The 25,708-nt window shown below is 63.0% G+C and carries 24 protein-coding genes, 2 tRNA genes and 1 other RNA gene; 18 read left to right on the top strand and 9 right to left on the bottom strand.

From position 1 onward, the window contains the following. Positions 1-2: 2 nt before the first annotated feature. From glcE to CMN27_RS05915, 5 genes are all read right to left on the bottom strand, one after another. Positions 3-1,067, bottom strand: a complete 1,065-nt coding sequence (gene glcE / locus CMN27_RS05935) for a glycolate oxidase subunit GlcE (RefSeq protein WP_293624823.1) — start codon at positions 1,065-1,067, stop codon at positions 3-5. Further along, positions 1,064-2,569: an FAD-linked oxidase C-terminal domain-containing protein gene (locus tag CMN27_RS05930; RefSeq protein WP_293624822.1), complete on the bottom strand. Its 1,506-nt coding sequence runs from the start codon at positions 2,567-2,569 to the stop codon at positions 1,064-1,066. The genes glcE and CMN27_RS05930 overlap by 4 nt, the downstream gene beginning before the upstream one ends. A 69-nt stretch (positions 2,570-2,638) precedes the next feature. After that, complete coding sequence (locus CMN27_RS05925; RefSeq protein ID WP_293624821.1) at positions 2,639-4,048, bottom strand: PhoH family protein; 1,410 nt, start codon at positions 4,046-4,048, stop codon at positions 2,639-2,641. Positions 4,049-4,087: 39 nt separating this feature from the next. Beyond that, the gene (locus CMN27_RS05920; protein ID WP_293624820.1) at positions 4,088-4,555 is read right to left on the bottom strand and encodes a peroxiredoxin; all 468 of its coding nucleotides are present in this window, start codon (positions 4,553-4,555) and stop codon (positions 4,088-4,090) included. 51 nt (positions 4,556-4,606) lie between these two features. Beyond that, a complete protein-coding gene (locus CMN27_RS05915) occupies positions 4,607-5,146 on the bottom strand; it encodes an ACT domain-containing protein (RefSeq protein ID WP_293624819.1) in 540 nt (179 codons plus the stop codon). A gap of 147 nt (positions 5,147-5,293) precedes the next feature. Between CMN27_RS05915 and dapA the strand changes: the two genes are divergently transcribed. The 9 genes from dapA (at position 5,294) to CMN27_RS05870 (ending at position 11,974) form a co-directional block, all read left to right on the top strand. Then, positions 5,294-6,166, top strand: a complete 873-nt coding sequence (dapA, locus tag CMN27_RS05910) for a 4-hydroxy-tetrahydrodipicolinate synthase (RefSeq protein WP_366515409.1) — start codon at positions 5,294-5,296, stop codon at positions 6,164-6,166. 89 nt (positions 6,167-6,255) lie between these two features. Then, positions 6,256-6,576, top strand: coding sequence for a hypothetical protein (locus tag CMN27_RS05905; RefSeq protein WP_293624817.1), 321 nt, complete (start codon positions 6,256-6,258; stop codon positions 6,574-6,576). Positions 6,577-6,670: 94 nt separating this feature from the next. Continuing rightward, positions 6,671-6,958 carry a hypothetical protein gene (locus CMN27_RS05900; RefSeq protein WP_293624816.1) on the top strand — a complete coding sequence of 96 codons (288 nt, stop codon included), beginning with the start codon at positions 6,671-6,673 and terminating at the stop codon, positions 6,956-6,958. An 84-nt stretch (positions 6,959-7,042) separates the two neighbouring features. Then, the gene (locus CMN27_RS05895) at positions 7,043-7,681 is read left to right on the top strand and encodes a YjbF family lipoprotein (protein WP_293624815.1); all 639 of its coding nucleotides are present in this window, start codon (positions 7,043-7,045) and stop codon (positions 7,679-7,681) included. Positions 7,682-7,729: 48 nt separating this feature from the next. Next, entirely contained in the window at positions 7,730-8,557 is an 828-nt protein-coding gene (locus CMN27_RS05890) for a hypothetical protein (protein ID WP_293624813.1), read from the top strand. After that, positions 8,554-10,728 (top strand): YjbH domain-containing protein, encoded by a 2,175-nt coding sequence (locus CMN27_RS05885; protein ID WP_293624812.1) that lies wholly within the window; start codon positions 8,554-8,556, stop codon positions 10,726-10,728. The genes CMN27_RS05890 and CMN27_RS05885 overlap by 4 nt, the downstream gene beginning before the upstream one ends. Before the next feature lie 110 nt (positions 10,729-10,838). Then, positions 10,839-11,120 carry a hypothetical protein gene (locus tag CMN27_RS05880; protein WP_293624811.1) on the top strand — a complete coding sequence of 94 codons (282 nt, stop codon included), beginning with the start codon at positions 10,839-10,841 and terminating at the stop codon, positions 11,118-11,120. A 537-nt stretch (positions 11,121-11,657) separates the two neighbouring features. Continuing rightward, positions 11,658-11,837 (top strand) — tRNA-Ser (locus CMN27_RS05875). Between the two features lie 46 nt (positions 11,838-11,883). Next, positions 11,884-11,974: transfer RNA gene (locus tag CMN27_RS05870), tRNA-Ser, on the top strand. A 62-nt stretch (positions 11,975-12,036) separates the two neighbouring features. Here CMN27_RS05870 and CMN27_RS05865 read toward each other — a convergent pair. Next, positions 12,037-12,312 (bottom strand): hypothetical protein, encoded by a 276-nt coding sequence (locus CMN27_RS05865; protein WP_293624810.1) that lies wholly within the window; start codon positions 12,310-12,312, stop codon positions 12,037-12,039. Between the two features lie 303 nt (positions 12,313-12,615). On the opposite strand from CMN27_RS05865, the gene CMN27_RS05860 reads away from it, so the two are divergent. The 5 genes from CMN27_RS05860 (at position 12,616) to recR (ending at position 18,023) form a co-directional block, all read left to right on the top strand. Then, positions 12,616-14,688, top strand: a complete 2,073-nt coding sequence (locus CMN27_RS05860; protein ID WP_293624809.1) for an EAL domain-containing protein — start codon at positions 12,616-12,618, stop codon at positions 14,686-14,688. A gap of 132 nt (positions 14,689-14,820) precedes the next feature. After that, positions 14,821-14,917: signal recognition particle sRNA small type (gene ffs / locus CMN27_RS05855), an RNA gene on the top strand. A 150-nt stretch (positions 14,918-15,067) separates the two neighbouring features. Next, positions 15,068-17,071 (top strand): DNA polymerase III subunit gamma/tau, encoded by a 2,004-nt coding sequence (gene dnaX / locus CMN27_RS05850; RefSeq protein ID WP_293624808.1) that lies wholly within the window; start codon positions 15,068-15,070, stop codon positions 17,069-17,071. Continuing rightward, positions 17,068-17,391 carry a YbaB/EbfC family nucleoid-associated protein gene (locus CMN27_RS05845; protein WP_293624807.1) on the top strand — a complete coding sequence of 108 codons (324 nt, stop codon included), beginning with the start codon at positions 17,068-17,070 and terminating at the stop codon, positions 17,389-17,391. Before dnaX ends, CMN27_RS05845 begins: the two co-directional genes overlap by 4 nt. 35 nt (positions 17,392-17,426) lie before the next feature. Then, positions 17,427-18,023 (top strand): recombination mediator RecR, encoded by a 597-nt coding sequence (gene recR, locus CMN27_RS05840; RefSeq protein WP_293624806.1) that lies wholly within the window; start codon positions 17,427-17,429, stop codon positions 18,021-18,023. A 466-nt stretch (positions 18,024-18,489) separates the two neighbouring features. Here the strand turns inward: recR and CMN27_RS05835 are convergent, their stop codons facing one another. Beyond that, positions 18,490-18,825, bottom strand: a complete 336-nt coding sequence (locus CMN27_RS05835) for a 4a-hydroxytetrahydrobiopterin dehydratase (RefSeq protein WP_293624805.1) — start codon at positions 18,823-18,825, stop codon at positions 18,490-18,492. Positions 18,826-18,944: 119 nt separating this feature from the next. Here CMN27_RS05835 and orn point away from each other — a divergent pair, with 119 nt between their 5' ends. Continuing rightward, entirely contained in the window at positions 18,945-19,490 is a 546-nt protein-coding gene (gene orn / locus CMN27_RS05830; RefSeq protein ID WP_293624804.1) for an oligoribonuclease, read from the top strand. A 317-nt stretch (positions 19,491-19,807) separates the two neighbouring features. Here orn and CMN27_RS05825 read toward each other — a convergent pair whose 3' ends face one another. Continuing rightward, a complete protein-coding gene (locus CMN27_RS05825; RefSeq protein WP_293624803.1) occupies positions 19,808-21,259 on the bottom strand; it encodes a deoxyribodipyrimidine photo-lyase in 1,452 nt (483 codons plus the stop codon). Between the two features lie 610 nt (positions 21,260-21,869). Between CMN27_RS05825 and CMN27_RS05820 the strand changes: the two genes are divergently transcribed. Next, positions 21,870-22,367, top strand: coding sequence for a transposase (locus CMN27_RS05820; RefSeq protein ID WP_293624802.1), 498 nt, complete (start codon positions 21,870-21,872; stop codon positions 22,365-22,367). Between the two features lie 430 nt (positions 22,368-22,797). Here CMN27_RS05820 and CMN27_RS05815 read toward each other — a convergent pair whose 3' ends face one another. Further along, positions 22,798-24,366 (bottom strand): cryptochrome/photolyase family protein, encoded by a 1,569-nt coding sequence (locus CMN27_RS05815; RefSeq protein ID WP_293624800.1) that lies wholly within the window; start codon positions 24,364-24,366, stop codon positions 22,798-22,800. A gap of 312 nt (positions 24,367-24,678) precedes the next feature. Here CMN27_RS05815 and CMN27_RS05810 point away from each other — a divergent pair, with 312 nt between their 5' ends. Beyond that, positions 24,679-25,476, top strand: coding sequence for an NAD-dependent deacylase (locus CMN27_RS05810; RefSeq protein WP_293624798.1), 798 nt, complete (start codon positions 24,679-24,681; stop codon positions 25,474-25,476). 49 nt (positions 25,477-25,525) lie between these two features. Further along, positions 25,526-25,708, top strand: a 183-nt coding sequence (locus CMN27_RS05805) for an adenylyl-sulfate kinase (RefSeq protein WP_293624796.1), incomplete at its 3' end; no start/stop codon positions are given.

Here is a 25,708-nt window from a genome sequence, read left to right as displayed (position 1 = left end):
GTCTAAAGCTCGGGGTAAATACGGCCCGGATTGAGAATGCCGGCCGGATCCATGGATTTTTTCAGGCGCTGCTGCAGGGCCAGGATCGATTCGCCCATCGGATGAAAGCGCGGCTGCGCTTCGCCGCGATATACCGTGGCATGCCCGCCGGCCTCCTTGGCGACACGACGCAGGGCGACGGCCTCCATATCGGTCTGCACCCAGCGCTGGGCGCCGCCCCAGTCAATCACGCACTCGCCGTCGATATCGAGCATGGGCGCGGCCGGCGGCACGGAAATACGCCAGAGGGGGCGATCGCTTTGCGCAAAGAAGGGGCGTTCGTGCTCACGCACGGCACGCCAGAAAGGCCCGTCGTCGTCGAGCGTTTCGCCGCCGAGTTTCTCGCAGGCGGACTCGACCGAGGAAGTCGCGCCGGCCAGGCGCAAATACGTCTTGCCGTCTTCCCAATAGGCGCCGGTGATGGGCCAGGGCTTGCGCTGCCAGTCGCTGATCTGCTGCAGCGCCTGGGCGGCGGTGTGTTCGAACACCCGTGTGACCTGGGTGCGTGGCACCGGCAGCACTTTGAGGCTGACGTCGAGCAGCACGCCGAGCGTGCCGTAGGCGCCGGCCATTAGCCGCGACAGGTCGTAGCCGGCCACGTTCTTCATCACTTCGCCGCCGAAGCTGAGTATCTGGCCCTGGCCATTGATGATGCGGCAGCCCAGCACGAAATCCCGCGCTGCGCCGGCGAACGGCCGCGCCGGGCCGGACAGGCCGGTGGCGATGGTGCCGCCCAGGGTGGCGTTGGCGCCGAAATGCGGGGGTTCGAAGGCAAGCATCTGGTGCGACTCATCGAGTACCGCTTCGAGTTCGGCCAGGGGCGTGCCCGCGCGTGCGGTCATTACCAGTTCGCCCGGTTCGTAGTTCACCACGCCGGCATGGCCGGTCACGTCGAGGGTTTCGCCGTTGACCGCTTCGCCGAGGAAATCCTTGCTGCCACTGCCGCGCAGATGCAGCGGCTTGGCGTTGGCGAACGCCTCGCTCACGCGCTCGCTGAGTTGTTGGCTCTGATCGGCAGAGGTGGTCACAGTCGCTCCAGTTCGGGAAAGGGCAGTTCGCCGTTGTGTACGTGCATGGCGCCGAATTCGGCACAGCGATGCAGGGTGGGCACCGCCTTGCCGGGGTTGAGCAGGCCCTTGCTGTCGAAGGCCTGCTTGACGGCATGAAACTGGGTCAGTTCATCGGGCGGAAACTGCACGCACATCTGGTCGATCTTCTCGACGCCCACGCCGTGCTCGCCGGTGATCGTGCCGCCGTGCTCCAGGCACAGTTCGCAGATCGCGCCGCCGAATTCCTCGGTGCGCTCCAGCTCGCCCTCGATGTTCGCATCGTAGAGAATCAGCGGGTGCAGATTGCCGTCGCCGGCATGAAAGACGTTGGCCACACGCTGGCCATACTTCTTGGACAGCTCGCCGATGCCGATCAGCACGTCGGCCAGCGCCTTGCGCGGAATGGTGCCGTCCATGCAGTAGTAGTCCGGCGAAATACGGCCCATGGCCGGGAAGGCGGCCTTGCGCCCGGCCCAGAAGATGGCGCGCTCGGCGTCATCGCGCGATACACGGACTTCCGTCGCGCCTTCGCGTTCGACCACTTCGCGTACGTCGGCGATATGCTCATCCACTTCGGCATGGGTGCCGTCGACTTCGCACAGCAGGATCGCGGCCGCGTCGGTCGGGTAGTCGGCGTGCACGAACTCCTCGGTGGCCACGATGGCCGGGTTGTCGAGCATTTCCAGCCCGGCCGGCACGATGCCGGCCTGAATGATTGCGGCCACCGCGTCACCGGCCTTGCGGACGTCATCGAAGGCGGCCAGTACGACCTGGGCGCGTTCCGGCTTGGGCAGCAGCTTGACCACCACCTGCACGATCACGCCCAGCAGGCCTTCCGAGCCGGTCATGAGCGCGAGCAGATCGTAGCCGGGCGTATCCAGGGCCTCGCTGCCGATCGTCATGCGTTCGCCTTCGACGGTCACGATCTCGAGCTCGACGATATTGTGGGTGGTCAGCCCGTATTTCAGGCAGTGCACGCCGCCCGAGTTTTCGGCCACATTGCCGCCGATCGAACAGGCGATCTGCGACGACGGATCCGGCGCGTAGTACAGGCCGAGATCCGATACCGCTTCCGAAATCGCGAGATTGCGTACGCCGGGCTGAACCGTGGCGCGGCGATTGGCGGTATCGATATCCAGAATTTTCTTGAACTTGGCCAGCGACAGCAGCACGCCGTTTTCCATGGGCAGGGCGCCGCCGGACAGGCCGGTACCGGCACCGCGTGCCACCACGGCCACGTCATTGGCATAACAGACCTGCATGGCGATCTGTACCTGCTCGATCGTTTCCGGCAGCACCACGATCATCGGCAGTTTGCGATAGGCCGACAGGCCATCGCATTCGAAGGGGCGCAGGTCCTCTTCGGCGTGCAGTACGACGTGTTCCGGCAGTTTGGCGACCAGCTTCTCGATCAGCTGGGCCTTGTCGGGGCGTGAGGCGAGCACCTGTTCCGCGGCGTCCGCGATTGCGGTATCGGCCATGGGCGATCTCCGAGAAAAGGGGGCGACGGGGCGCGGCCGAGCGGCCGCTGTATCGCTAGATTATCGGCTTCAAAGTTTATCAGAGGCGTAATGGGCCAAACGCGATCGCTCGCCTCTGGCCAGCGTTACGTGCCCCGCATGACGCCAGTTTCGGAAGCGATCTACGACATTGGTCAAACCCGAGGTCGTTTCCGTGAGATACGGCGTATCGATCTGCGCGAGGTTGCCCAGACACACGAACTTGGTGCCCGGCCCGGCACGGGTGATCAGCGTCTTCATCTGCTTGGGCGTGAGGTTCTGGGCCTCGTCGAGGATGACGAAACGCTCCAGGAAGGTACGCCCGCGCATGAAGTTGACCGAGCGGATCTTGATGCGCTTGGCCAGCAGTTCGTTGGTAGCCGCCCGCTCCCAGTCGGAACCGCCGCCGGTGCCGGTGAGCACTTCGAGGTTGTCCATGAGTGCGCCCATCCAGGGCGTCATCTTCTCTTCCTCGGTGCCGGGCAGAAAGCCGATATCGTCGCCCACCGGCACGGTCACGCGGGTCATGATGATTTCGCGATAGCGCGACTCGTCCAGCGTCTGGGCCAGACCGGCGGCCAGGGTCAGCAGGGTCTTGCCGGTACCGGCCGCGCCCAGCAGGGTCACGAAATCGATATCCGGGTCCATGAGCAGGTTCAGTGCGAAGTTCTGCTCGCGGTTGCGTGCATGCACGCCCCAGACGGCCTGCTTGCCCACGCGATAATCCTGCGCGAGTTCGAGCACGGCGCTGTCGCCCTCGATTTCGCGGGTGATCAGTTCGATATCGTTGTCGTGGTCGAAATGCAGCAGCTCGTTGAGATGCCAGTCGGCGACCTGCGGGCCGCGCAGGCGGTAGAAGGCGTTACCGGCCTCCTGCCAGGATTCCATCGTCTGGCCATGCGTATCCCAGAAATCGGTGGGCAGGGTGGCATGACCGGTATAGAGAAGGTCGAGGTCTTCGAGCACCTTGTCGTTGATGTAGTCCTCGGCCTCGATACCGATGACCGACGCCTTGATGCGCAGATTGATGTCCTTGGACACCAGCACCACTTCGGCCTCGCCAAATACGTTTCGCAGCGCCAGCGCGCTCAGCAGAATCGAGTTATCGGCCTTGTTGCCGGGCAGCATTGCGGGCAGGGCGCCTTCGGCCGGCCGGGTTTCGAAATACAGCCGGCCGCTGGCATGGGGCGCGTCGTCCTTGCGGTGGCCGTTGAATTCGATGCCGGCATTCAACGCCAGGCCGGCGTCGATTTCGGAATGTGTCTTGTGCGCCATTAGCTCGTCGAGAAAACGACTCACCTGACGCACATTGCGTGCGACCTCCGATACGCCTTTCTTGCCGGCATCCAGTTCTTCGAGCACCACCATCGGGATGAAGATGTCGTGTTCCTGAAAGCGAAACAGCGCGGTCGGGTCGTGCATGAGCACGTTGGTGTCGAGAACGAACACGCGTCGGGACATAGCGATCCCCTGGGTTGGCTTGCGCGGGTGCGCGATGGGTCAGTCGAGTGCGCGTACGCAGTCGAGCACTTCCTGGGCGTGGTCGGCCACCTTGACGCCGCGCCATACCTCGCGCACCACGCCGTCGCCATCGATAACGAACGTGCTGCGCTCGATGCCGATATGCGTACGGCCGTACATATTCTTCTCCTTGAGCACGCCGAACGCGTTGCAGACCTTCTCGTCGGCATCGCTGATCAGGTCGAAGGGGAAGTCGTACTTGGCACGGAAGTTCTCGTGCTTGCGCAGCGAATCGCGGGATACGCCCACGATCTCGGCGCCCGCGGCCTTGAACTCGTCATACAGGTCGCGAAACGCTTCACCTTCCTGGGTGCAGCCGGGCGTGTTGTCGCGCGGGTAGAAATAGAGCACCAGGGTACGGCCGGCAAAGTCGGACAGCGCCAGCTTCTTGTCACCCGTGGCCGGGGCCGAGAAAGCGGGGGCACGTTCCTTGGGTTGCAGGGTCATGGTCGCGATGAACTCCAGTTAATGCTGCATGGAATGCAAGATGACGGAAGGTCAGGTCTTGATCGGGTCGAGCAGGCCATCGGCATGCAGGTCGTCACAAACGTCCATGAAGGCGTCACGCAGGGTTTGCGGGTGATGCAACGTCGGCACGTTCACGGCCAGGTGCATGGTGCACATCAATGCGCCGGTCAGGCCGGATTCATAAGACTGGGCACTGATCTCGATTACCTGGGTGCCCTGGTCGGTGAAGAAGTCGAGCAGTTCGCCCAGCAGTCCCGGCTGCTGCGGCGCCACCACTTCGGCCGCATAGGGGCGAAAATCGGGCTGTGCCTGCGCCGGCCGGGCATGCTCGAACTGGACCGCCAGGCCCAGATGCTCGGCGAGCCCGGGCAACGCACTTTCCATCTTGCCCATCGCGCTCCAGTTGCCACGTAGCAGCATGGAGGCCGAAAACTGGTCGCCCAGCGGGGTGATTCGGCACTCGCTGATCTCGCAGCCGCGCCGGGCGATGGCACCGACGAGATCGCGGGCGAGCTTGTCGCGATTGCCACCCAGCGCCACGATCGATAGATATTTCTTGATTTCCGGCATGGGCCTGGCGTTGTCCTGGAGCGAATGAGCGATTGTAAAAGCCGGCTATGGTAGCACTACACGTTATCTGTTCACGTGGTTACAATGCGCGCCCAATCGCTGTAGGAGAGAACAGTGGCGCAGGCAAACGCACAACTGGGTGGCAGCATGGTGGCGATCATCACGCCCATGCATGCCGACGGCAGTGTCGACTGGGACAGCTTCGAAAAACTCATCGACTGGCATATCGCGGAAGGCACCGACGGCATCGTCGCGGTCGGCACCACCGGCGAGTCCGCCACGCTCGGGTTTTCCGAGCACGATGAGGTCATCGAGCGTACGGTCGAACTGGTCGACAAGCGGGTACCCGTCATCGCCGGCACCGGCGGCAACGCCACTGACGAAGCGATCCGCCTGACGCGGCATGCCAAGCGTGCCGGCGCCGATGCCTGTCTGCTGGTCTGCCCCTACTACAACAAGCCCACCCAGGAAGGCCTTTATCGCCACTTCCACGCCATCGCGATGGCCGTGGATATTCCGCAGGTGCTCTACAACGTGCCGAGTCGTACCGGCGTCGACATGCTGCCGGAAACGGTCGCCCGGCTGGCGCATATCGACAACATCGTGGCGCTCAAGGAAGCCAAGGGTTCGATCGAGCGTATTCATGCACTCATAGAAGAGGTCGGCGACGGCATCGACATCTTCACCGGCGACGATGGCACGGCCATGGAATCCATGCTGGTGGGCGGCAAGGGCGATATCTCGGTCACCGCGAACGTCGCGCCGCGGCTGATGCACGAAATGTGCGAAGCGGCCATCGCCGGCGATCGCCAGAAAGCGGAAATGCTGGATGCCAAGCTGCAGCCACTGCACAGCGCGCTGTTTCTGGAACCCAACCCCATCGCCGTCAAGTGGGCGCTGTACCAGATGGGTTATATCGGCCCGGGTATTCGCCTGCCCATGACCCCGCTGGCGGACCATTTTCATCAGCCGGTGCTGGATGCGTTGAAATCCATGGGGTTGCTGCCCGAAACGGCTTGATGCGGGGGCAGGCCGTTGTGATTCGGCCGGTTTTGTCCTAAGGTAAAAGCATCATATCCAACGAGCCACCGGGGCTCATGCAGCACGCTATGCGTAAGTTTCTGATTGCCACCGCTTTGATTGCCTTCTCCGCGCCGGGTGCGGTCTGGGCTCAGTCGTCTGTCCAGGGGGCATCCGGCCAGGGCTCGTCCAATGGGTCCGGCGCTGCCACCAGCAGCACGACGACTCAGGGCGGCGTCGCTGGCGGCGGTGCTGCAGGCTCCGGTGCCGCCGTGACCAGTTCGGCCGTGCTGGCCGGCGTGGGTGCGGCCGCCGTGGTCGGTGGTGCGCTGGCGCTGTCCAATAGTGGCGGCAGCAGCGACGACGACACGGTGTCGACCGGTACCACCGGTACCACCGGTACGAACTAAGGCGCCGTTCGTCGAGTTTTGCTTGCGGATTTGCCGGTGAGCCGGTAGATTCGCGCCTAAGGCTACAAATTCAGCCGTTCACGGGAGTGATGTGATGAAAAATATTCTTGCGGCAACCGCCATTGCCATGTTCGTTGCTTCGCCGATGGCCTTCGCACAGAATGCGTCGGGCTCGGCCAGTGCCAGTGGTAGTGCGGGTACGGGCGGCGTGGCTGCGGGTGGCGCTGCGGGCGCTGGCGGCGCTGCTGTCACCGGCGGTGCCATCCTCGCGGGTGTCACCACGGCCGCTCTGATCGGCGGTGTGATCGCCGTGTCGAACAGCAGCGACGATGATGAAGTGATCAACGCGCCGGCGACGGGGACCACCGGCACCACCCCGTAGTACGCGCGCATGAAACGCCTCAAAGGGCTTTTCATTGAAGGCCGCCTTCGGGCGGCCTTTCTATGTGTGCTCGTTATACCGGGCGTGGCGTTGCTGGCCGGTTGCGCCGACGCGCGGCGCGGCGGGAGCCCGTTCGTATCGACCTTTGCCTCCATCCTGCCGGGTGGCGGGGGCGATGTCGGTAAGCAGGCGAACGCCATCCCCTATGCGTCGGTGGATTTATCCGTCGACGGGCGTGGCGGGCTGCTCATCCTTGCTGAGACCACGGATGAGTTGACGTTCTGGCAATCGAGTACGCGCGAGACCGTCGTACTGCGCGACGGCTATCCGGAGTCGACCCAGGGGTTGGATAAAGACCTGCTTTACAGTCGCATGGGGAGCGCATCCGATCCGCAGCAGGCACCCTGGGAAACGGCGCCCGCGGATGGAACGACTGTGGTCGCTTATTCGGTGGAACGGGGTTGGCGGGATTCGCAGGGCCGTGAACACGCGGCCGCCGGCCAGGCGAGTTTTACCTGCGCTGCGCAAACCGAACATAGGGAACTGCCGCTCACCAGCCTCGATCTGACCCGCTGTGTAGAAACGGTGGCCTGGGCAAATGGCGCGAAGACGCGGTCGGTGGTCTGGCGGCGTCCTGAAACGCATCGTATCTGGGCGGGCGATGTGGCGGCCTGGCCCGGCGGGGTTAGAATAACCTGGAACGTCGCGCGCCCGTGGTGGTAACGCGAATACTTGGCGCGAGCACTCGCGTGATTTGGGGAGAAGCAGGGCATGCAAAGCCGCGTCAAGAGCGCTGGGCACCATCGGCGCCTGCGTTGGGTCTATACCTGTAGCGTTATTGCACTCTGTCTAAGCTTTGCTTGCCATGGCCAGCAAAGCGAGGTGGCGCCCACTGGTGCGCCGCAGGTGCCCGATGCCACGCCCTCCGCCGGATTCACCACCGTGCTTCAGGCATGGCTGGCGTTCCCATCGCTGGCACAAAGCAGCGCGCCTTACAGTTATCTACGCGCCACGCCAACGGCTGATCGCATGCGCGTCAAGCGCGACGAGCTCTTTCGTGAGCTCGATGACCTACGTTGGCGGCTGGAGGGCAGCGGCTACGCGAAGCTCGTGGACGCGCTCGATCAATGGAAGTCGCGGCTTTCGCAGGTCAGCGTGTTCAGAGAACCCGGCGACTGGGGCCCGGCATGGCTCATGGCGAACCCGCTGCGCAACCCGCCCATAGCCGAGGTCGCGGCCATCGGGACGTGCGAGGTGCCGGACTGGGTGGAAGTCTGGTCGGCCGACGGCGTGCAGCGTACGCCCTGGCGTACGGGGCTGACGCTGTCGGGACTTGCAAAGAGCGATGCCATGAACGTTCGCGGAATCAAGGTGGTGAGTGTAGTCGCACCCAACGGCGAGATTCGCCGCTACGGCCAGGCGGCGTTCAACTACAGCGACACGGCCCTGTTGCCGGGCGCGCGCGTGGTGCTGCCACTGCCGCTGGGCGGCGAGGCCTTTCCCTGGATTCGTAATACCATCGCGGAAATACTGGCGCATGCGCCGTCGGGCGAAAACTGTACCGAAATGAGGCTTGCGCATACCGGGAGCACGCAATGAGCGGGGATTCGCCGAAAGTCCGCCGCATACGCCAGCGTTTCTGCGCGCTTTGTGGCTCGCTGCTGGTTTGCCTGCCGGCCACGCACGTATGTGCCGAAGAAACGGACGTGCCCGACAGCGACGTATCCCCGGTATTCCAGGCCGATTACGGCGGTGTCGGTCTGCTCGAGACGCCGACTGCCCGTATGGCCCCGGTGGGTACGTTTTCGTTCACCTACAGTGAAGTCGACCCCTATACCCATTACGGCTTCAGCTTCCAGCCGTTCGAATGGATGGAGGCAGGGTTTCGCTATACGCAGATCGGCAACCGCTTGTACGGGCGTTCCATCGCGGGCGATCGGGATTACCTCGACAAGGGCGTCGACGTGAAATTCTCGCTGCTCGACGAGCGCACCTATACGCCGGAAGTATCACTGGGCTTTCGGGATTTCGGCGGCACGGGCCTGTTCAGTAGCGAATACCTCGTAGCCAACAAGCGTTGGTACGACTTCGATTTCAGTCTGGGCCTGGGATGGGGCTATCTGGGCTCGCGTGGCGATCTGGGTAACCCCATCGGCGTTTTTTCGGAACGCTACAAGGAGCGTATCGACGAGGACACGGGCCAGGGCGGCGACTTCAATCTGAAACAGCTGTTTTCCGGGCGCACGAGCGTGTTCGGGGGGATCCAGTACCACACCCCGTTTGAGCCGTTGACGTTGCAGATCGAATACGAGGGCAACGACTACGAAAGCGAGCCGCTCAACAACCCGCAGGAGCAGGATTCGCCGATTAACGTCGGCGCCCGCCTGCAGGTCAACGATAATCTGACGCTTTCGGCGGCCTGGGAGCGCGGCAATACGGCGATGCTTGGGGCAACGCTGAGCGTCAACCTGGCCACGATCATGCAGCCCAAGAGCGACCCGCCGCCGGTCGCCGTAGGCAAGCCCGGCGCCGCGCGCGAACAGGGCCAGGGCTGGGACGAAGCCGCCAAGCAGCTATCCGCCAACGCCGGTATCGCCACCCGTCGTATTTCGCGCGACGGCAAATCGCTGGTGGTGGAAGGTTCGCCCAACCGGTACCGCAATACGGCCGAAGCCGAGCTGCGCGCCAATCGAATCCTGCACAATTTTGCCGATGCCGATATCGAGCAGTTTCGTTATCGCTGGGTCGAACGGGGCATTGTCTCGCGCGAAGACGTACTGCCGCGTGAGCCGTTGCCGGCCGATCCTTTCATCGTTAACCCCGGCAGCGTGTTCAGCGATCAGGACTACCGTTACGGCGTCGCTTCGGTGGCATCTTCGAGCAAGCGCGCCCAACGCGAAACCGAGCAGCCGCTGTACGACGATTTCGGCAAGGTGTTCAGCTGGCGCTTCTCGCCCGGTTTCCGCCAGAACTATGGCGGTCCGGACGGCTATCTCTACCAGGTGCTCGCCAAGCTGGATACCCAGCTCAAGACCGACGACCACGGCTGGTTCTCCGGTACGCTGGGCTACACGCTGCTCGATAACTTCGATCAGTTCGACTATATCGCCGACTCCGATCTGCCGCGTGTACGCACCTTTATTGCCCAGTACCTCGACGAAACCGAGCTGGGCATCTACAACCTCCAGTACACGCGCACCGCGCGCCTTGCCGACAACTGGTTCGGCATGGCCTATGCGGGCTATCTGGAGCAAATGTACGCGGGTGCGGGCGGCGAGATCATGTATCGGCCGTTCAACAGCCGTGTCGCCCTCGGTTTCGATGCCAACTGGGTCCGCCAGCGCGACTTCGATACGCAGTTCGGTTTGCGCGACTATGAAACCTGGGTCGGCAACGCAACCGCCTATATCGATACCGGCTTCAAGGACGTGCTTGCCAAAGTCAGCGTCGGCCGTTATCTGGCCGAGGACATCGGTACCACGATCGACTTTTCGCGTGAGTTTGAATCGGGCGTGCGGCTGGGCGCCTTCGCCACCTTCACCGACGCCGGCGACGACTACGGCGAAGGCGGCTTCGACAAGGGCATCTACCTGAGCATGCCGCTCGACCTGTTCTTCAACAAGTCGTCGCGCGGCTATGCCGCGGTGGGTTGGCAGCCGCTCACACGCGACGGCGGCGCGCAGCTGGCACGCCGCTATTCGCTTTACGGGCTGACCGACATGCGCGCGATTGACGATTACTGGGAAAACTACGAAGACGTCAAACGCTGATGGCGAAGTCAGGCTACGTACACATGCTCAAAGGCGAGGGCAGTGATAGGATGCGCCCAGCGGGCGGCGTGAAACCGCGTATGCCCAGCGGCCGATTTAGTGGAGTATCCGTGAAAAAATTGCTTCTTCCCGTATTCGCGACGGGCCTGCTGGGCCTCGCGGCCTGCAGTTCGACGCCCGCTTGCCTGAAGACGCAGCCCTATATGAGCGCGCAATCCTTTCCGCCGCTGACAAGCCCGCCCGGCCTGGACGCCCCGCGGCCCGACCCGAGCATGCGCATTCCCGATGTGGCCGCCGGGCCGGTGGGTTATTTCGACGAAGTGCCCGCCGATCGCGATGCCGAAGACCCGGCCGCCCGCTGCCTGGCCACACGTCCGGCGATGAGCAGCTAAAACCCGGTTTCCCCGACTGGCTGTTCACACGCAGCCAGCGTGTAGCCAGCGTAGGTTGGATTAGCGAAGCGTAATCCAACTACGACCGCAGCCTGCGAGACCCAATTCATCGCATGTCCCGACCATGCACCCCGAATTGTCGGATGCGCGCCTGCGTGCCTCCGGCCACGCCGACCTGCATCGCGCGGGTGCTTGAAGGCCGAACGCGGCCATTGAGTCCGATAACCGCCGCGAATGGCCAGAGGCCGGTGGCCAAGGTTGGGGCCCGTTCGATGCCTAGCGCCACACCGTACGCCTTGTTTACGACACAATGCGCAATCGTAACGGAAGAGGTGTCCGAGCGGTCGAAGGAGCACGCCTGGAAAGCGTGTGTGCGCCTTCAATAATCGAGGCCCGTGCCGAGGGTTCGACCCGCTGCGTCGCAGCCCACGCGAACATGCTTCGCATGTGAGTCCGCCAGGATTGAAGATCGCGAACAATCCCTCCCGCTCCGACACCCGTAAGGGCTCTTTTTACGATACAATGCGCAGCCGTAACGGAGAGGTGTCCGAGCGGTCGAAGGAGCACGCTTGGAAAGCGTGTGTGCGCCTTCAATAATCGAGGCCCATACCGAGGGTTCGACCAGCTGCACCGCAGCTGACGCGAACATGCGAAGCATGTGAGTCCGCCAGGATTGAAGATCGCAAACAGCGAGCTTCAACAATCCCTCCCTCTCCGACAGCCCGTAAGGGCTGTTTTTACGATACAATGCGCAGCCCGTAACGGAGAGGTGTCCGAGCGGTCGAAGGAGCACGCCTGGAAAGCGTGTGTGCGGTAACCCCGTACCGAGGGTTCGAATCCCTCCCTCTCCGCCATTACGGCAAATCGCAGGCGATAATACGGGCGCAGCGCCGCAGGCCGCGCCCGCTGCTGTGCATCAGTAGGTGATGCCTGGATCCTTGCTTTGGGTCGACTTGTCGCCGACGTTCCCGCCCTGCGTTTTCTCTTGTTCGTGCTCAGTGGGTTCCGGCTCGCCTTGCACCGACGGATGATCGACTTCCTGATCCGTGGTTTTCGAATCGAGCGTGCTGTCTTCCGGTACGCGCTGACAGCTTACGTCGCCTTCCGCCGATTTACGGCATTCCGTATCCGCCGAGGCCGGCGTAAGGGTCAGGGCAAGAACCAGCCCGATTCCGAGATATACACTCTTCATGATGTCCTGGGGTCGCTGAGGCATAGGTCTGCCAATAGAACATTGTCCGTGGCGCAGCGCAAATGCGCGTAGTGCTTTACAAAAAATGGCCGTGGTCGAAGGGACTTATATAGCCCTCTAAAACGAGTTTGTGATAAACACCGTGCAGTACGGTGTAAGCTGCAGCTTTAAAATCACCCACGTAACGGCGCGCAACGCACGCGCTGCGTGGCAAACACGATAGTTGTCATCGCGGCGACGCCGATCCGGCAGGCGCCGACAAGGGGACTTATTTTGGGGGGCAACGCGTTGCAAAGCGTTTATATGTCGGGAGGCTACGATGCGCGGCTCGTCGTGTTGTCGGTCCTCGTGGCAACGCTTGCCTCGTATACCGCCTTCGATGTGGTCAGCCGCGTGGGTACGCGCCAGAGCTGGCGTGCCTATGGCTGGTTGCTGGCCGGGGCGCTCGCCTTGGGGACGGGGGTGTGGGCGACCCACTTCGTGGCGATGATCGCCTTCGAGTTGCCGGTCGATCTCACCTACGATCTGCGCACTATCGTCTCCGCCTGGGTGATTGCAGTCGTGGCGAGTGCGGTCGCTCTGAACGCTTCAACACGCCTGGGGCAGCCGCTGCGCCGCGGGCTCGCGGGTGGCGTCACACTCACGCTGGGTATCACCAGCATGCACTACACGGGCATGCACGCAATGCACGTGGAGCCGGGGATCGAGTACGACGCGGTGCTCGTGCTGGCCTCGGTGGCGGTATCGTTCGGCGCCTCGGTCATCGCGATTTACAGTGCGTCGTTCGTGCGCGAGCCCCGTGGGCGCGGCGGCTTTTTGCGCAAGATCGTCGCCGCGCTGATGCTCGCGGTGAGCATCTCGACCGTTCACTACGTGGGCATGGCTGCCTCCCGGTTCGCCGCGGGTAGTGCCTTCGCAGGCAACGCGGCACTCGACTCCATGCTGCTGGCAACGCTGGTGGGTGCTTCGACGCTGGTGTTTCTGGGCATCGCGCTGGTGGTGTCGATACAGGACCGCCGGGTGGAATCGGAAACCGCGAATCTGGTCGCCTCCTTGAGTAAGGCCAACGCTGAACTGCTGCATCGCAGCCGCCACGATGCGCTGACCGGGCTGCCCAACCGGTCGTTGTTGAACGAGCGCATCGATAAACGCCTGGAGAGCTGGAAAACCCAGGGGGACGGGTTCGCTGTTGCCTATATCGATATCGACGGCTTCAAGGCGATCAACGACCATCTGGGCCATCGGGCCGGCGATTCGCTGCTCAATACGATCGCTGAGCTGCTCATCCAATCTCTGGATAGGCAGGATATGGTCGCGCGTATCGGCGGCGACGAATTCGTGGTCCTCATGGATGCGGTGGACGAGAGCCAGACGGCGCGCGCTGTCTGCGAACGCATCCTGAGTGCCATCACGGCTGTCGAATATCAGGGTATTGAGCTGGCGGCCAGTATCGGCTACGCGCTGTGCCCGAACGATGGCGCCGATACCGAGATACTGATCGCCGCGGCCGATATGGCGATGTATCGTGCCAAGCTCGCGGGCAAGAACCGGGTACAGCGCTATCGCGAAGACATGGGCGCGCGCATGTCGGACGATTTCGCCCTGCAGGGCGAACTGCGCGAAGCCATTCGCGGCGACGGTCTAGCGGTTTATTTTCAGCCAAGATTTCATGCCGGGGAGCGCACTCTCATGGGGGCCGAGGCCCTGGTGCGCTGGCCGCACGCGGTGCGTGGCTTCATCTCGCCGGAGCGCTTCATCGGTATCGCCGAGCGCTGCGGACTGATCACCGAGCTGGAGGTGCGCGTGCTCGATCTGGTGGGCCGCCAGATTCGCCAATGGCTGGATGCCGGGCTGTGCGTGCCGCCCATATCGGTGAACCTGTCGGCGGTACGTCTTCGCGACGAAGCCTTGTCGGATCATGTCCGGGCCTGTCTCGACAAGTACCGGTTGAACCCGTCCTGTATCAGCTTCGAGATCACCGAGTCGCTGGCGGTGCGCGAAATCGTGCAGGCGCGCAGCGCCATGGGCATGTTCAAGCATATGGGCATCGATGTCGCACTCGACGATTTCGGTACCGGCTATTCCAGCCTGTTCTATCTCAAGCAGCTGCCGATCCAGCAGATCAAGATCGACCGCGGCTTCATTGCCGATCTGCCTGCGTTCAGTGAATCCCGGGCGGAAATCGTCGACTGGATCATTCGCCTGTCGCATGAGCTGGGGCTCAGGGTCGTGGCCGAGGGCGTGGAGACGGAATCCCAGCTGCGTTATCTCCAGCGCGTGGGTTGTGACGAGGTGCAGGGCTTTCTGCTCAGTCGACCGCTGCCTGCCGATGCCTTTCGCCGCCTGATGGCGCCCGCTGACGAAAACCCGGTTTAGCAGCACGGGGTATATGACCCGGGGTCGGTCGATTTCGGCTGGCCCAAGTGTGTGTTTTTGTGTATCGTCTGCGCCCACAGGACAGGCAGCGACCGCGCTGCGCAACGTTCTTTCGCTTTCCATGGTGGCCCGCGTCGGTGCCCCCGCGACGACATGCCGTGAACCCCGTCAGGCCCGGAAGGGAGCAGCGGCAGCGGCAGACTCGGGCGCCGGGGTGTCGCTGGCGCGGGCCGCCACCTCTTACGCTTGAAACCGGCCGCGTTCGCCGCGATAGTCGAGCTTATGAGCCATCATCGTGCGCTGTCCGGCGGCGCTGCGTATCCGAGCGAATCATGACCCACCATCTTTCGCATCTGTGTAAAACGGGCACCTCTAGCGCATGAGTTTTCAGGCGCTTGCCCGAACCTGGCGGCCGCGACGTTTCGACGAACTCGTTGGCCAGACGCACGTGGTGCGCGCGCTCACCCATGCGCTCGAACACGACAAGCTGCACCATGCGCTGCTGTTTTCCGGCACCCGCGGCGTGGGCAAGACGACGCTCGCACGTATCATCGCGAAATGCCTGAACTGCGAGCACGGCACCACCGCGCATCCCTGTCGTGGCGACGATGCCTGTGCCACCTGTCGCGAGATCGACGAGGGCCGCTTCGTCGACCTCATCGAAGTCGACGCGGCGTCGCGTACCGGCGTCGATGACACGCGCGAACTCATGGACAACGTCCAGTACGCGCCCACGCGGGGGCGGACCAAGGTGTACCTCATCGACGAGGTGCACATGCTCTCCAAGCATTCCTTCAACGCGCTGCTCAAGACGCTCGAAGAGCCGCCGCCGCGGGTGCAGTTCCTGCTGGCGACCACCGAACCGGAGAAGATTCCGGTCACGATCCTGTCGCGCTGCCTGCAGTTTCCGCTCAAGCGATTGCCGGTTACAGAGATCGCCGCGCAGCTGCGTCATATCGTCGACGCCGAGTCCATCGACGCCGAAGAGCAGGCACTGGTGGAAGTTGCGCGCGCGGCCGATGGCAGCATGCGTGACGGGCTGTCGCTGCTCGACCAGGCGATTGCCTTCAGCGGCGGCCGGCTCGAGGCCGAACCGGTACGCGACATGCTGGGCACCATCGGCCAGGGCCGGGTGGTGGAACTCGTGGAAGCCATTGTCGATGCGCGCGCGCCGGCCGCGCTCGATGCGCTGGCCGCGCTTTATGCCCAGGGCATAGACATGCGCTATCTGCTGGAAGCGCTGGCCACGGCCTGGCAGCAGATCGCCACCATTCACGTGGTGGGCGAGGCCACCGACGACGGCAGCGAAATCTGGGCGCCGGTCGCCGAGCGGGCCGACCGGGCGAGCGTGCACCTGTTCTACGACATCGCGCTGGCCGGCATTCGCGATCTGGCCCACGCGCCGGATCCGCTGGTTGGCGTGAAGATGAGCGTGCTGCGCATGCTGGCCTTTGCGCCCGCCGAGGCCGAGGTGGGCGGCACGCCGCCGCCCCAGGCAAATAACGATTCGGCGCAGGATCCGCCGTCTGCGCCGTCCGCGCCCGCGACAGCCAAGGCGTCAGCGCCGGCCAGCGGTATCGCCCAGGTACGCGCGCAGCTCAACGGCACCGCCAAGCCCGATACCGATCAGCCGTCCAGGGCGAGCAGGAATACCGCAGCGCCCCCGCCGCAAGCGCCGTCCAAGCCGGCTGCTGAGCAGGCGCCGTCCGAGGGTGTCGACAGCCGTCCGGCTTCTTCGCCAGCAGCTGCGCCGTCAGAGCAAACAGCGGCCAAGCAAGAAGCGGCCGAGCAGCCATCGTCATTCGCCGATGCCGACGAAAATGCCGTACTCGAGCCAGCACCGAACGTAGACGAACGGCCCAGCGCGGCCCCACAGGCCGAGGCGCCCGCCGAAGACGCCGCCGCGCCGACGCCGGCGCAGCCAGCGTCCACTCCCGAGCCGACTGAGCCGGCCGCGAACATGGGCCCGGACGAGTGGCATACGCTGGTGGAGCGGTTGAAACTGGGCGGTTTCGCCGCCCAGCTAGCCCACAACGGTATCTGTCGGCGCCTGGACGAAAACCAGATCGTGCTGGCGCTGGCGCGGGCCAACGAATTTCTCGCAACGCCCAATAACAAGGACGCGCTGCAACAGGCGCTCGCTGCAGAGTGGTCGCCCAGCGAAGCGCCGCGCCTGACGATCGAATTCGTCGACGAGGCCCGCGATACGCCCGCTCAGCGGATCGAGGAAGACGCCCAGGCGCGCCAGCAGGCCGCCGTGGCCTCGATCGAAAACGATCCCTTCGTACAAAAGCTGCGCCAGCGCCTCGGCGCGCAACTGCGCGCAGAAACCATCAAGCCACATCGCCAGAGCAAGGCGATGCCCAACCGAGACGAACTATGAAAGGTCAACTAGGCAAGATCATGCAGCAGGCGCAGGCCATGCAGGGCAAGATGCAGGAAGCCCAGGCCGAGCTTGCCAAGATGGAAATCACCGGCGAATCCGGCGCCGGCCTCGTCAAGGTCGTGATGAACGGCAAGCACGAGGTCAAGAACGTGGTCATCGATCCGAGCGTATTCGACGAAGACCGCGAGTTCGCCGAAGACCTTATCGCAGCCGCCATCAACGATGCCGTCCAGCGCGTAAGCGCGGCCAGCAAGGAAAAGATGTCGGAAATGACGGGCGGTCTGGATCTGCCGCCCGGCATGAACCTGCCGTTCTGATTGTGAGCGTGGCCCGGATGGCAGGCAGCTAGGGCATGGCGTTTTCCCCGGCCTTGACGAGCCTGATCGACGCGCTGCGCATACTGCCCGGCGTGGGCGCGAAAAGCGCTCAGCGCATGGCGTTCCACATGCTTCAGCGCGAACGCGAGGGCGCCGCGCATCTGGCGCGTACGATCGAGCAGGCGGTCGAGAACGTGCAGCACTGCAAGTCCTGTCGCATGTTCACCGAACACGAGATCTGCGATATCTGTTCCAACGAGCGCCGCGACCCGTCGCTGGTATGCGTGGTGGAAAGTCCGGCCGACGTCATGGCCATTGAACAGAACACCGACTTCGGCGGCCGCTACTTCGTGCTGCTGGGGCGGCTGTCGCCGATCGACGGCATCGGCCCGAACGAGCTTGGCCTGGATATCCTGCGCCAGCGTCTGGCCGACGGCAGCGTCGAGGAAGTCATTCTGGCCACGGGCGCCACCGTCGAAGGTGAAGCCACCGCGCAATACGTAGCCGACCTGGCCCGCCAGAACAACGCCGGCGTGTCGCGTATCGCCCACGGCGTGCCCATCGGCGGCGAGCTCGAATATGTGGATGCCGGCACCCTGAGCCAGGCCTTCAGCGGGCGCCGAGCGTTCTAGTTGCGCCACCTGCAGTCGGCACGTAGGTTGGATTAGCAAAGCGTAATCCAACAAAGAACGAAGCCTGCGGGTCTGATCCGGCCCACGCGCCGCGCCGGCAAGAGAGGCCGTTCCAGGTTGGCTTACGGCCTTCGGCCTAAGTCAACCTACGCAGCCTCGATCGGGCGTAGGTTGGATTAGCGAAGCGTAATCCAACAAAGAACGCACCCCAGAGCCAATCAGGCCGCCGTACTTCAAATTGGCCTTGAGGCTTGTCCACGTTGGCTTAAGGCCTTCGGCCTAAGCCAACCTACGCGGCCCCGATCGGGCGTAGGTTGGATTAGCGAAGCGTAATCCAACAAGAACGAAGCCCGCCGCTAAATTTCGCTGCGATGTCCCATCTTCTGGCGCCGTGTTCTTGATGCCTCGAAGCCCCGGCTGAAGCCGGTCGACGCAGGCCATTACAAGCGCCGTACAACGGCCAAAGTCAGTCATCCACCAGCCGATCCACCTTGGCGGCAAAAATGAAATCGTTCTCGGACAAGCCGTCGATGGCATGGGTGGTGAGTTCGACCCGGCACTGGTTGTAGCCGAAGGTGATCTCGGGATGGTGCATTTCCCGATGTGCGATATAGGCCACGGCATTCACGAAGGCCTGCGTCTTGCCGTAGTTCTTGAACTTGAAGTCGGCGCGAATGCGGGTGTTCTCTACCTGCGTCCATCGCCCGGCCAGCTGGGACAGCGCCGAGTCGATCTCGTTGGCCGAGAGCGCGGGCGTGCTGCTGTCGCAGGCCTGGCAATGGCGTTGGCTCAAATCGGACATGGCGTACTCGTAGGTCGAAAGAGGGTGGTTGCAGGTTAACAGTCTGCGAACGACCGGCAACGCTTTTGCGCTTGCCCGCAGCGCATCGCACAATGGCGTTTTGTTCGTAACCACGCCCCATGAACCAAGCCGAAGAAAACCTCATCTGGATCGATCTGGAGATGACCGGCCTCGACCCGGAGACAGATCGGATCATAGAAATCGCCACGCTGGTAACCGACAAGGACCTGAACGTCCTCGCGGAAGGGCCGGTGCGCGCGATCCGCCAGGACGAGGCGCTGTTGGAGGGCATGGATGCATGGAACACGCGCCAGCACAATCAGTCCGGCCTGGTGGCGCGGGTGCGGGCCAGCGACGTGGACGAAGCCGAGGCGCAGCGCGAAACCATCGAATTTCTTGCCGAGTATGTTCCGCAGGGCGCATCGCCCATGTGCGGTAATAGCATCTGCCAGGACCGTCGGTTTCTGGCCCGCTACATGCCCGAGCTCGAAGCCTTTTTCCACTATCGGCATATTGATGTGAGTACGCTCAAGGAGCTGGCCAAGCGCTGGGCGCCGGAAGCCGCGAAAGGCTTCAAGAAGCAGTCGTCGCATCTCGCCATGGACGATATTCGCGACTCGCTCGCAGAGCTGGCCTACTACCGGGAAACGCTGCTCAAGATATAGGGCACCGACCGACGAACCGGATATGACGCGTACGTCATTAGTTGACGCGGTAATCATATCGGTGTACAAAAGTCGCCAAGGAAACGAATTGCACGTCTGGACCAGCGAGTCCACCCCAGAATAATAGGCGGCAGGCGCTTTCGGAGGCAGAACCACGGTCACCCGACCCGACGACAATTAAAAATCAGTTTTCCCGCCGATATCCGGTCAACGGATAACCAAAAACCACAATGTGCGGGAATGACGACTAAAGGCTCCTTAGGGAGCCTTTTTTTTTGGTCGGCCAGTCAGGTGACGGGCGCGTCATGTCGGCCTGGTCAGTCGTCGTTCTTGATTTCGTCGAAGGCGGCCAGCGCCTCCCTGCGCGATGCCTTCAGGTCCACAATGGGCTCGGGATAATCGCGGCCCAGCGTGATATTCGCGGCTTTGAGCGCTTTCGCAGGCGCTTTCCACGGCTCGTGGATATGGCGGTTTTCGAGGTTGGCGAGTTCCGGCACCCAGCGGCGCACATAGTCGCCCTGGGCATCGAAACGCTCGCCCTGACGGGCCGGGTTGAAGATCCGGAAGAAGGGCGCGGCATCGGCGCCGCAGCCGGCGGCCCACTGCCAGCCGAGGGTGTTGTTCGCCAGGTCGGCGTCCACCAGCGTATCCCAGAACCAGCGCTCGCCATGCTGCCATTTCACGCGCAGGTTCTTGGTCAGAAACGATGCCACCGTCATGCGCAGGCGGTTGTGCATATAGCCGGTCTCCCAAAGCTCGCGCATGCCGGCATCGACCATGGGAATGCCGGTGCGGCCCTGCTGCCAGCATGTCAGCCCCTCCTCATCGCCCGACCAGGGGAAATCCTTGAAGCGCGGGTCGAGGGGCTCTTCGGGCGTCTGCGGGAAGTGATAAAGCACATGATGCGAAAACTCGCGCCAGCCGATTTCGCTTAGAAAGCTGTCGGCGTGGGTACGCAGCGTTTTGGTTTCGCGGTGGTCGTCCAGCCATTCTTCCACCCGATGCACGATCTGGCGCGGCCCGATCTCGCCCCAGTGCAAGTGCGGTGAAAGATAGGAGGTGCCGTAGCGCGCCGGCTCATCGCGCGTTTCGTCGTATTCCGGCAATACGTCTTCGAGGAATGTCTCGAGTCGTTCGTGGGCGCCGTCCTCGCCGGGCGACCAGATGTCGCGGATGCCGCGGTCCCACCCGATTTTCGGACGCAGTTCAAGCGACGCCAGCGACTCCGAGCCGATGCGCGACCATACATCGGGCATCGACGTGGGCGCGGCCAGCGGTGTATCGACCGGGCGATTCTTGACCGCTTTCCAGAATGGCGTGAATACCTTGTAGGGACCGCCTTGCTTGGTTTCCACGCTCCACGGCTCGTGCAGCAGGTGTGCCTTGAAGCTTGCCGTCTGGATATCGTTGTCTTCCAGGTGCTGCTTGACCTTCTTGTCGCGCTCGATGGTGAGCGGGTCGTACAGCCGGTTCCAGTAGACGGCGGTTGCGCCGCTTTCCTCGATCAGCTCATCGAGCACGTCGGTGGTATCGCCTTCGCGGATAATCAGCCGCGAACCCAGCGCCTCAAGCGCATCGGAGAACGCCGACAGTGAGTCATGCAGCCATACGCGCTGCGCACCGCCCGGCGCCCAGGCCCCGAGCTCCTGCGGCGCATGAATGAACACGGGGACGATCGCATCGAAATCGCCGTCCAGCGCGGCGCGCAACGCGGGATTGTCCGCAAGGCGCAGATCACGCCGAAACCATACGATGACCCGTTCTTTCATAAATCCTGCTCGGTTGGGATAGCGGCCGGACCGCCAGTATGCAAGCCGCATGGTACGGCAGTGGCTGCGCAAACGATGCGCCGGGAATGCTCAGCCCATGCCGTCGTCAAAATACACCGCGGGGCCGCTCAAGCCTGGCGAATTCCAACCAACGCCAGGCGTAGTTGCACGCCGAGGGAGGCTTCGTTCTTGTTGGATTACGCTTCGCTAATCCAACCTACGCCGGCGCTGGGCGAAGCCGCGTAGGTCGGCTTAGGCCGAAGGCCGTAAGCCGACACGGGCGAGGGCGCCGCAGTCCGGGTTGATTACGCCAGTTCGACCGAAATGGCCGGTTCGGCGCGACCGCCTGTGCGCGATCGATGGCAGCTAGCCGATTGGTTCACCTTGCTTATTCGAGGCAGGCACGGGGTCGCGCCAGCCGCGTAGGTTGGCTTAGGCCGGCAGGCCGTAAGCCAACACGAACGAATCCTGTAGACGCCAAGCGCCGCAACCGCCCGGCGGACGACGACACCGCCTGTGTGGCAACCCGCAAACAACGCAAAATGTCGATGGGCTCAATCGACGGATAGGCGCGCCGATACCGAACATAGAGCCTCGAGCGCTAAGTGCTATGCGCTATCGTCGCAACTATCAAAAGGGTGGCTGCTTTTTCTTCACGGTCGTGACGGCGGAACGCCGGCCATGGTTAGCCGAGTCCGCCGACGTCGCCGTGCTGCGCCAGGCCATGCGACGCGTAAAAAAGCGATACCCGTTCGCAATCGATGCCATCGTCATTCTGCCCGATCACCTGCATACGGTATGGACGCTCCCGCCGCACGATGCCGACTTTTCATTGCGCTGGCGTTTGATCAAAGGTGATGTCGCGCGCCATAGCCGGCACCCTAAGCCGCTATGGCAACGGCGTTTCTGGGAACACACCATCCGCGATGCCGACGATTATGCGCAGCATCTGGATTACATTCATTACAACCCGGTCAAGCATGGATATGTGGATACGCCCGGCGCATGGCCGTATTCGAGTTTTCATCGGGCGGTGCGACAAGGGCGTTATCCGTTGGACTGGGGGCATACACCGCCGGCCGTGTCGCCGGCCATCGGCCATGAATGAGAGTGGCCGCGCAAGGCCTGGCGGGGTCGCCTCGTGTTAGCCAGGCTTCGTTCTTTGTTGGGTTACGCTTCGCTAACCCAACCTACGGGTCGCGGGAAGGTGCGGGCGCCGCGTAGGTTGGCTTAGGCCGATAGGCCGTAAGCCAACACGAAGCAGGCACTATGCCCGTTTGGCGCCTGGCGGGTATGGCTGAGCAGATAGGCTTGGTTCTTTGTTGGGTTACGCTTCGCTAACCCAACCTACGGGTCGCGAAGAGGTGCGGGCGCCGCGTGGGTTGGCTTAGGCCGGCAGGCCGTAAGCCAACACGAAGCAGGCACTATGCGCGTTTGGCGCCTGGCGGGTATGGCTGAGCAGATAAGCTTCGTTCTTTGTTGGGTTACGCTTCGCTAACCCAACCTACGCGTCTGCGCGATCAGCGTTTTATGTCGGCTCAAACGCGTTCGCCTTTGTGGATTCTTGCTTTCAAATCCTTCGCCTGCTCGCGGATGGCGTCCATTAATTCGGGGTCGTTACGCTTCTTCTCCAGGTTCTTTACCTGGAACACCATGCGCTGGTTGTTCTCGAACTGTTCGACGTTGCGGTCGAGAAAATCCCAGTACAGCGTGGTCACGGGGCAGGCATCGTCGCCGGTGGCCTTGCGGTAGTCGAAACGGCAGTTCTTGCAGTAGTTGCTCATCTTGTTGATGTAGTTGCCGGAGGCGCAATACGGTTTGGTGCCAAGCACACCGCCGTCGCCGAACTGGCTCATGCCCAGGGCGTTCGGCAGACTCACCCAGTCGATGGCGTCGAGATACATGGCCATATGCCAGTCGTGGAAGGCGCGCGGGTGCACGCCGGCGTTGAGCGCGAACAGGCCAAGCACCATCAACCGCTGGATATGGTGGGCATAACCGTTGTCGAGCACATTGGCCATGGCGTCGCCCACACAGGCCATATCGGTATCGCCGGTCCAGTAGCTCTGCGGGACGGGCAGCTGGGCACGCAGGGCGTTGCGCCGGATATAGCCGGGCATTTTCAGCCAGTACACCCCGCGCACGAATTCGCGCCAGCCGAGAATCTGGCGTACGAAGCCCTCGACGCTTTCGATGGGGGCGTTGCCGTTGCGGTAGGCCTCGACGGCGGCATCCACGCATTCGCGCGGGCCGATCAGATGCAGGTTGAGGGCGGCCGACAGGCGTGAGTGATAGCCAAAGCGCAGGTCGGTCCAGAGTGCATCCTGATAGGGGCCGAAGGATGCCAGGCGGTTGTCGATGAAATCGCGCAGCGCCGTACGCGCCTCGGCGTGGGTCACCGGCAGGTCAAAACCGTCGGTATGCCCGGGGTGATCGCCGTAGCGCTGCTCGACCATATCGATCACCGCCCGGGTGGTGTCATCCGGTCGAAAACCGCGCACATGCGGGAGTTCGCCGGGCCCGCCACGGCCAAAGGACTGGCGATTGCTCTTGTCGAAATTCCAGGCGCGGCCGGCCGGCTTGTCGCCGTCCATGAGCACGTCTTCCGAGCGCCGCATCTCGCGATAGAAATCTTCCAGTACCAGCGTCGAACGTGAGCCCGCCCATTCCTCGAAGTCTTCGAGCGAGCAGTAGAAATGCCGATCCGGGCGCACCTGCAGGTTTAGCTCCTGCTCGCTCGCGCACTGGGCGAGCATTGCCTGTACGCGATGATCGCCGCACTCGGTCATCACCAGTCGCTGCGGGGCGAGCTTGCGCACGCTGGCAGCCAGGATAGCCGCAAAATCCGCACCGCTGTCGTGCCGACGGTCGGCTTCGAGCGCGTGATAGTGCACCGGCCAGTCACGATCGCGCAGCGCATCGCGAAAATGGCGCATGGCGGCAAAGAAGAGGGCCAGCCGCTTCTTGTGGCACCACACATGGGTGGCCTCGGTCTCGTTCTCTGCCATCCAGATGGCATCGCGTTCCGGGTCGAAACCGTCCAGGGCGGAAAGATTCAGGTCGAGCTGGTCGCCCAACACGAGGACGAGGTTGCGAAGTTCGGGCATGGCGACTTGAGACTGACGAGTGAGGTGAGCGGGCCAGGCGGGCCGGCTGGGTACGCTGAGACGATGCCCCCTGGATGCCCTATTGGCAATGGTGCGGTGCCTGCAAGCACGCGCACGGGATGCGCGACGAAGAAACCTGCTAGAACCTGTGGGTGCCACGCGTGCGTTAGCTGTTTGCGCAAATAGCGTTATCGGCACGCGGTCGCGGGCTTATGGGTATCCCAAAGCCGAAGCCGTTGCGTTGGGCGAATCTCCACGCTGCGGCACAATGTCGCGCCACGGATATTCTTAAAAGCGGTATCGGCCGCGGCAATGGAGACGCCCGACGTGCAAAGCGAAGCGGATTCGAACGACATGCAACAGGCGGCCCGTATGCTGGCCGATGCCCGACGGGTGCTGGTAATCACCGGCGCCGGCATGTCGGCCGACTCCGGCCTGCCGACCTATCGCGGGGTAGGCGGGTTGTACGATCGCGACCTCACCGCCGACGGCATCTCCATTGAAGAGGCGCTTTCGGGCGATATGTTCGAGCGCGACCCGTCGGTGTCGTGGAAATACATTGCCGAGATAGAACGCGCCTGCCGGGGGGCGTTGCCCAACGACGGCCACCGGGCCCTGGCGGCCATGGCGCCGAAGTTCGAGCGTTTTTGCGTGCTCACGCAAAACGTGGACGGCTTCCACAAAAGCGCGGGCAGCCGGGATGTGATCGAAATGCACGGCACCATTCACCAGCTCAAATGTACGCAGTGCCACTGGCAGGCAACGGTCGAGGATTATGCCGCACTGGTTACGCTGCCGCCGGCCTGCCCGGACTGCGGCGGGGTGGTCAGGCCCGACGTGGTGCTGTTTGGCGAAATGCTGCCCGAACGCGCGGTGAGCCAGTACGAGCAGGCGCTGGGCGAAGGCTTCGATCTGGTCATGGTCGTGGGCACGAGTGCAGTGTTCCCCTACATCGCGGCGCCGGTTCAGCAGGCAATGATGCAGCGCCGTGCCACCCTCGAGATCAATCCTGAGCGTACGGACATTTCAGAGTATTGTGGTGTCTGTCTACGCACGAGCGCCGCGCAGGCGCTAATGACGTTGGCGCGCGCGCTGACTGCACAGGTTTAGCGAGGGCGCAAAAGGCGCGGGCTGCGCCGTGTTGATGAAGGAAACGCGAATGACCGAAAGCAAAAGCTCGAACATCGTCTGGCACGAAGGTACGGTCAGCCGTAAGCACCGTGAACTGCTTAACCAGCACCGGGGGTTTACGATCTGGTTTACCGGCCTGTCCGGCTCGGGCAAATCCACGTTGTCGGTAGCGCTCGAGGAACGGCTCTATCACATGGGCTGTCGGACCTAT

Origin of the sequence: Salinisphaera sp. (assembly GCF_002729955.1) — a bacterium.
Classification (GTDB): Bacteria; Pseudomonadota; Gammaproteobacteria; order Nevskiales; family Salinisphaeraceae; genus Salinisphaera.
Note: the sequence above shows the minus strand (reverse complement) of the source record. Positions and strands in the feature narration are given on the sequence as shown.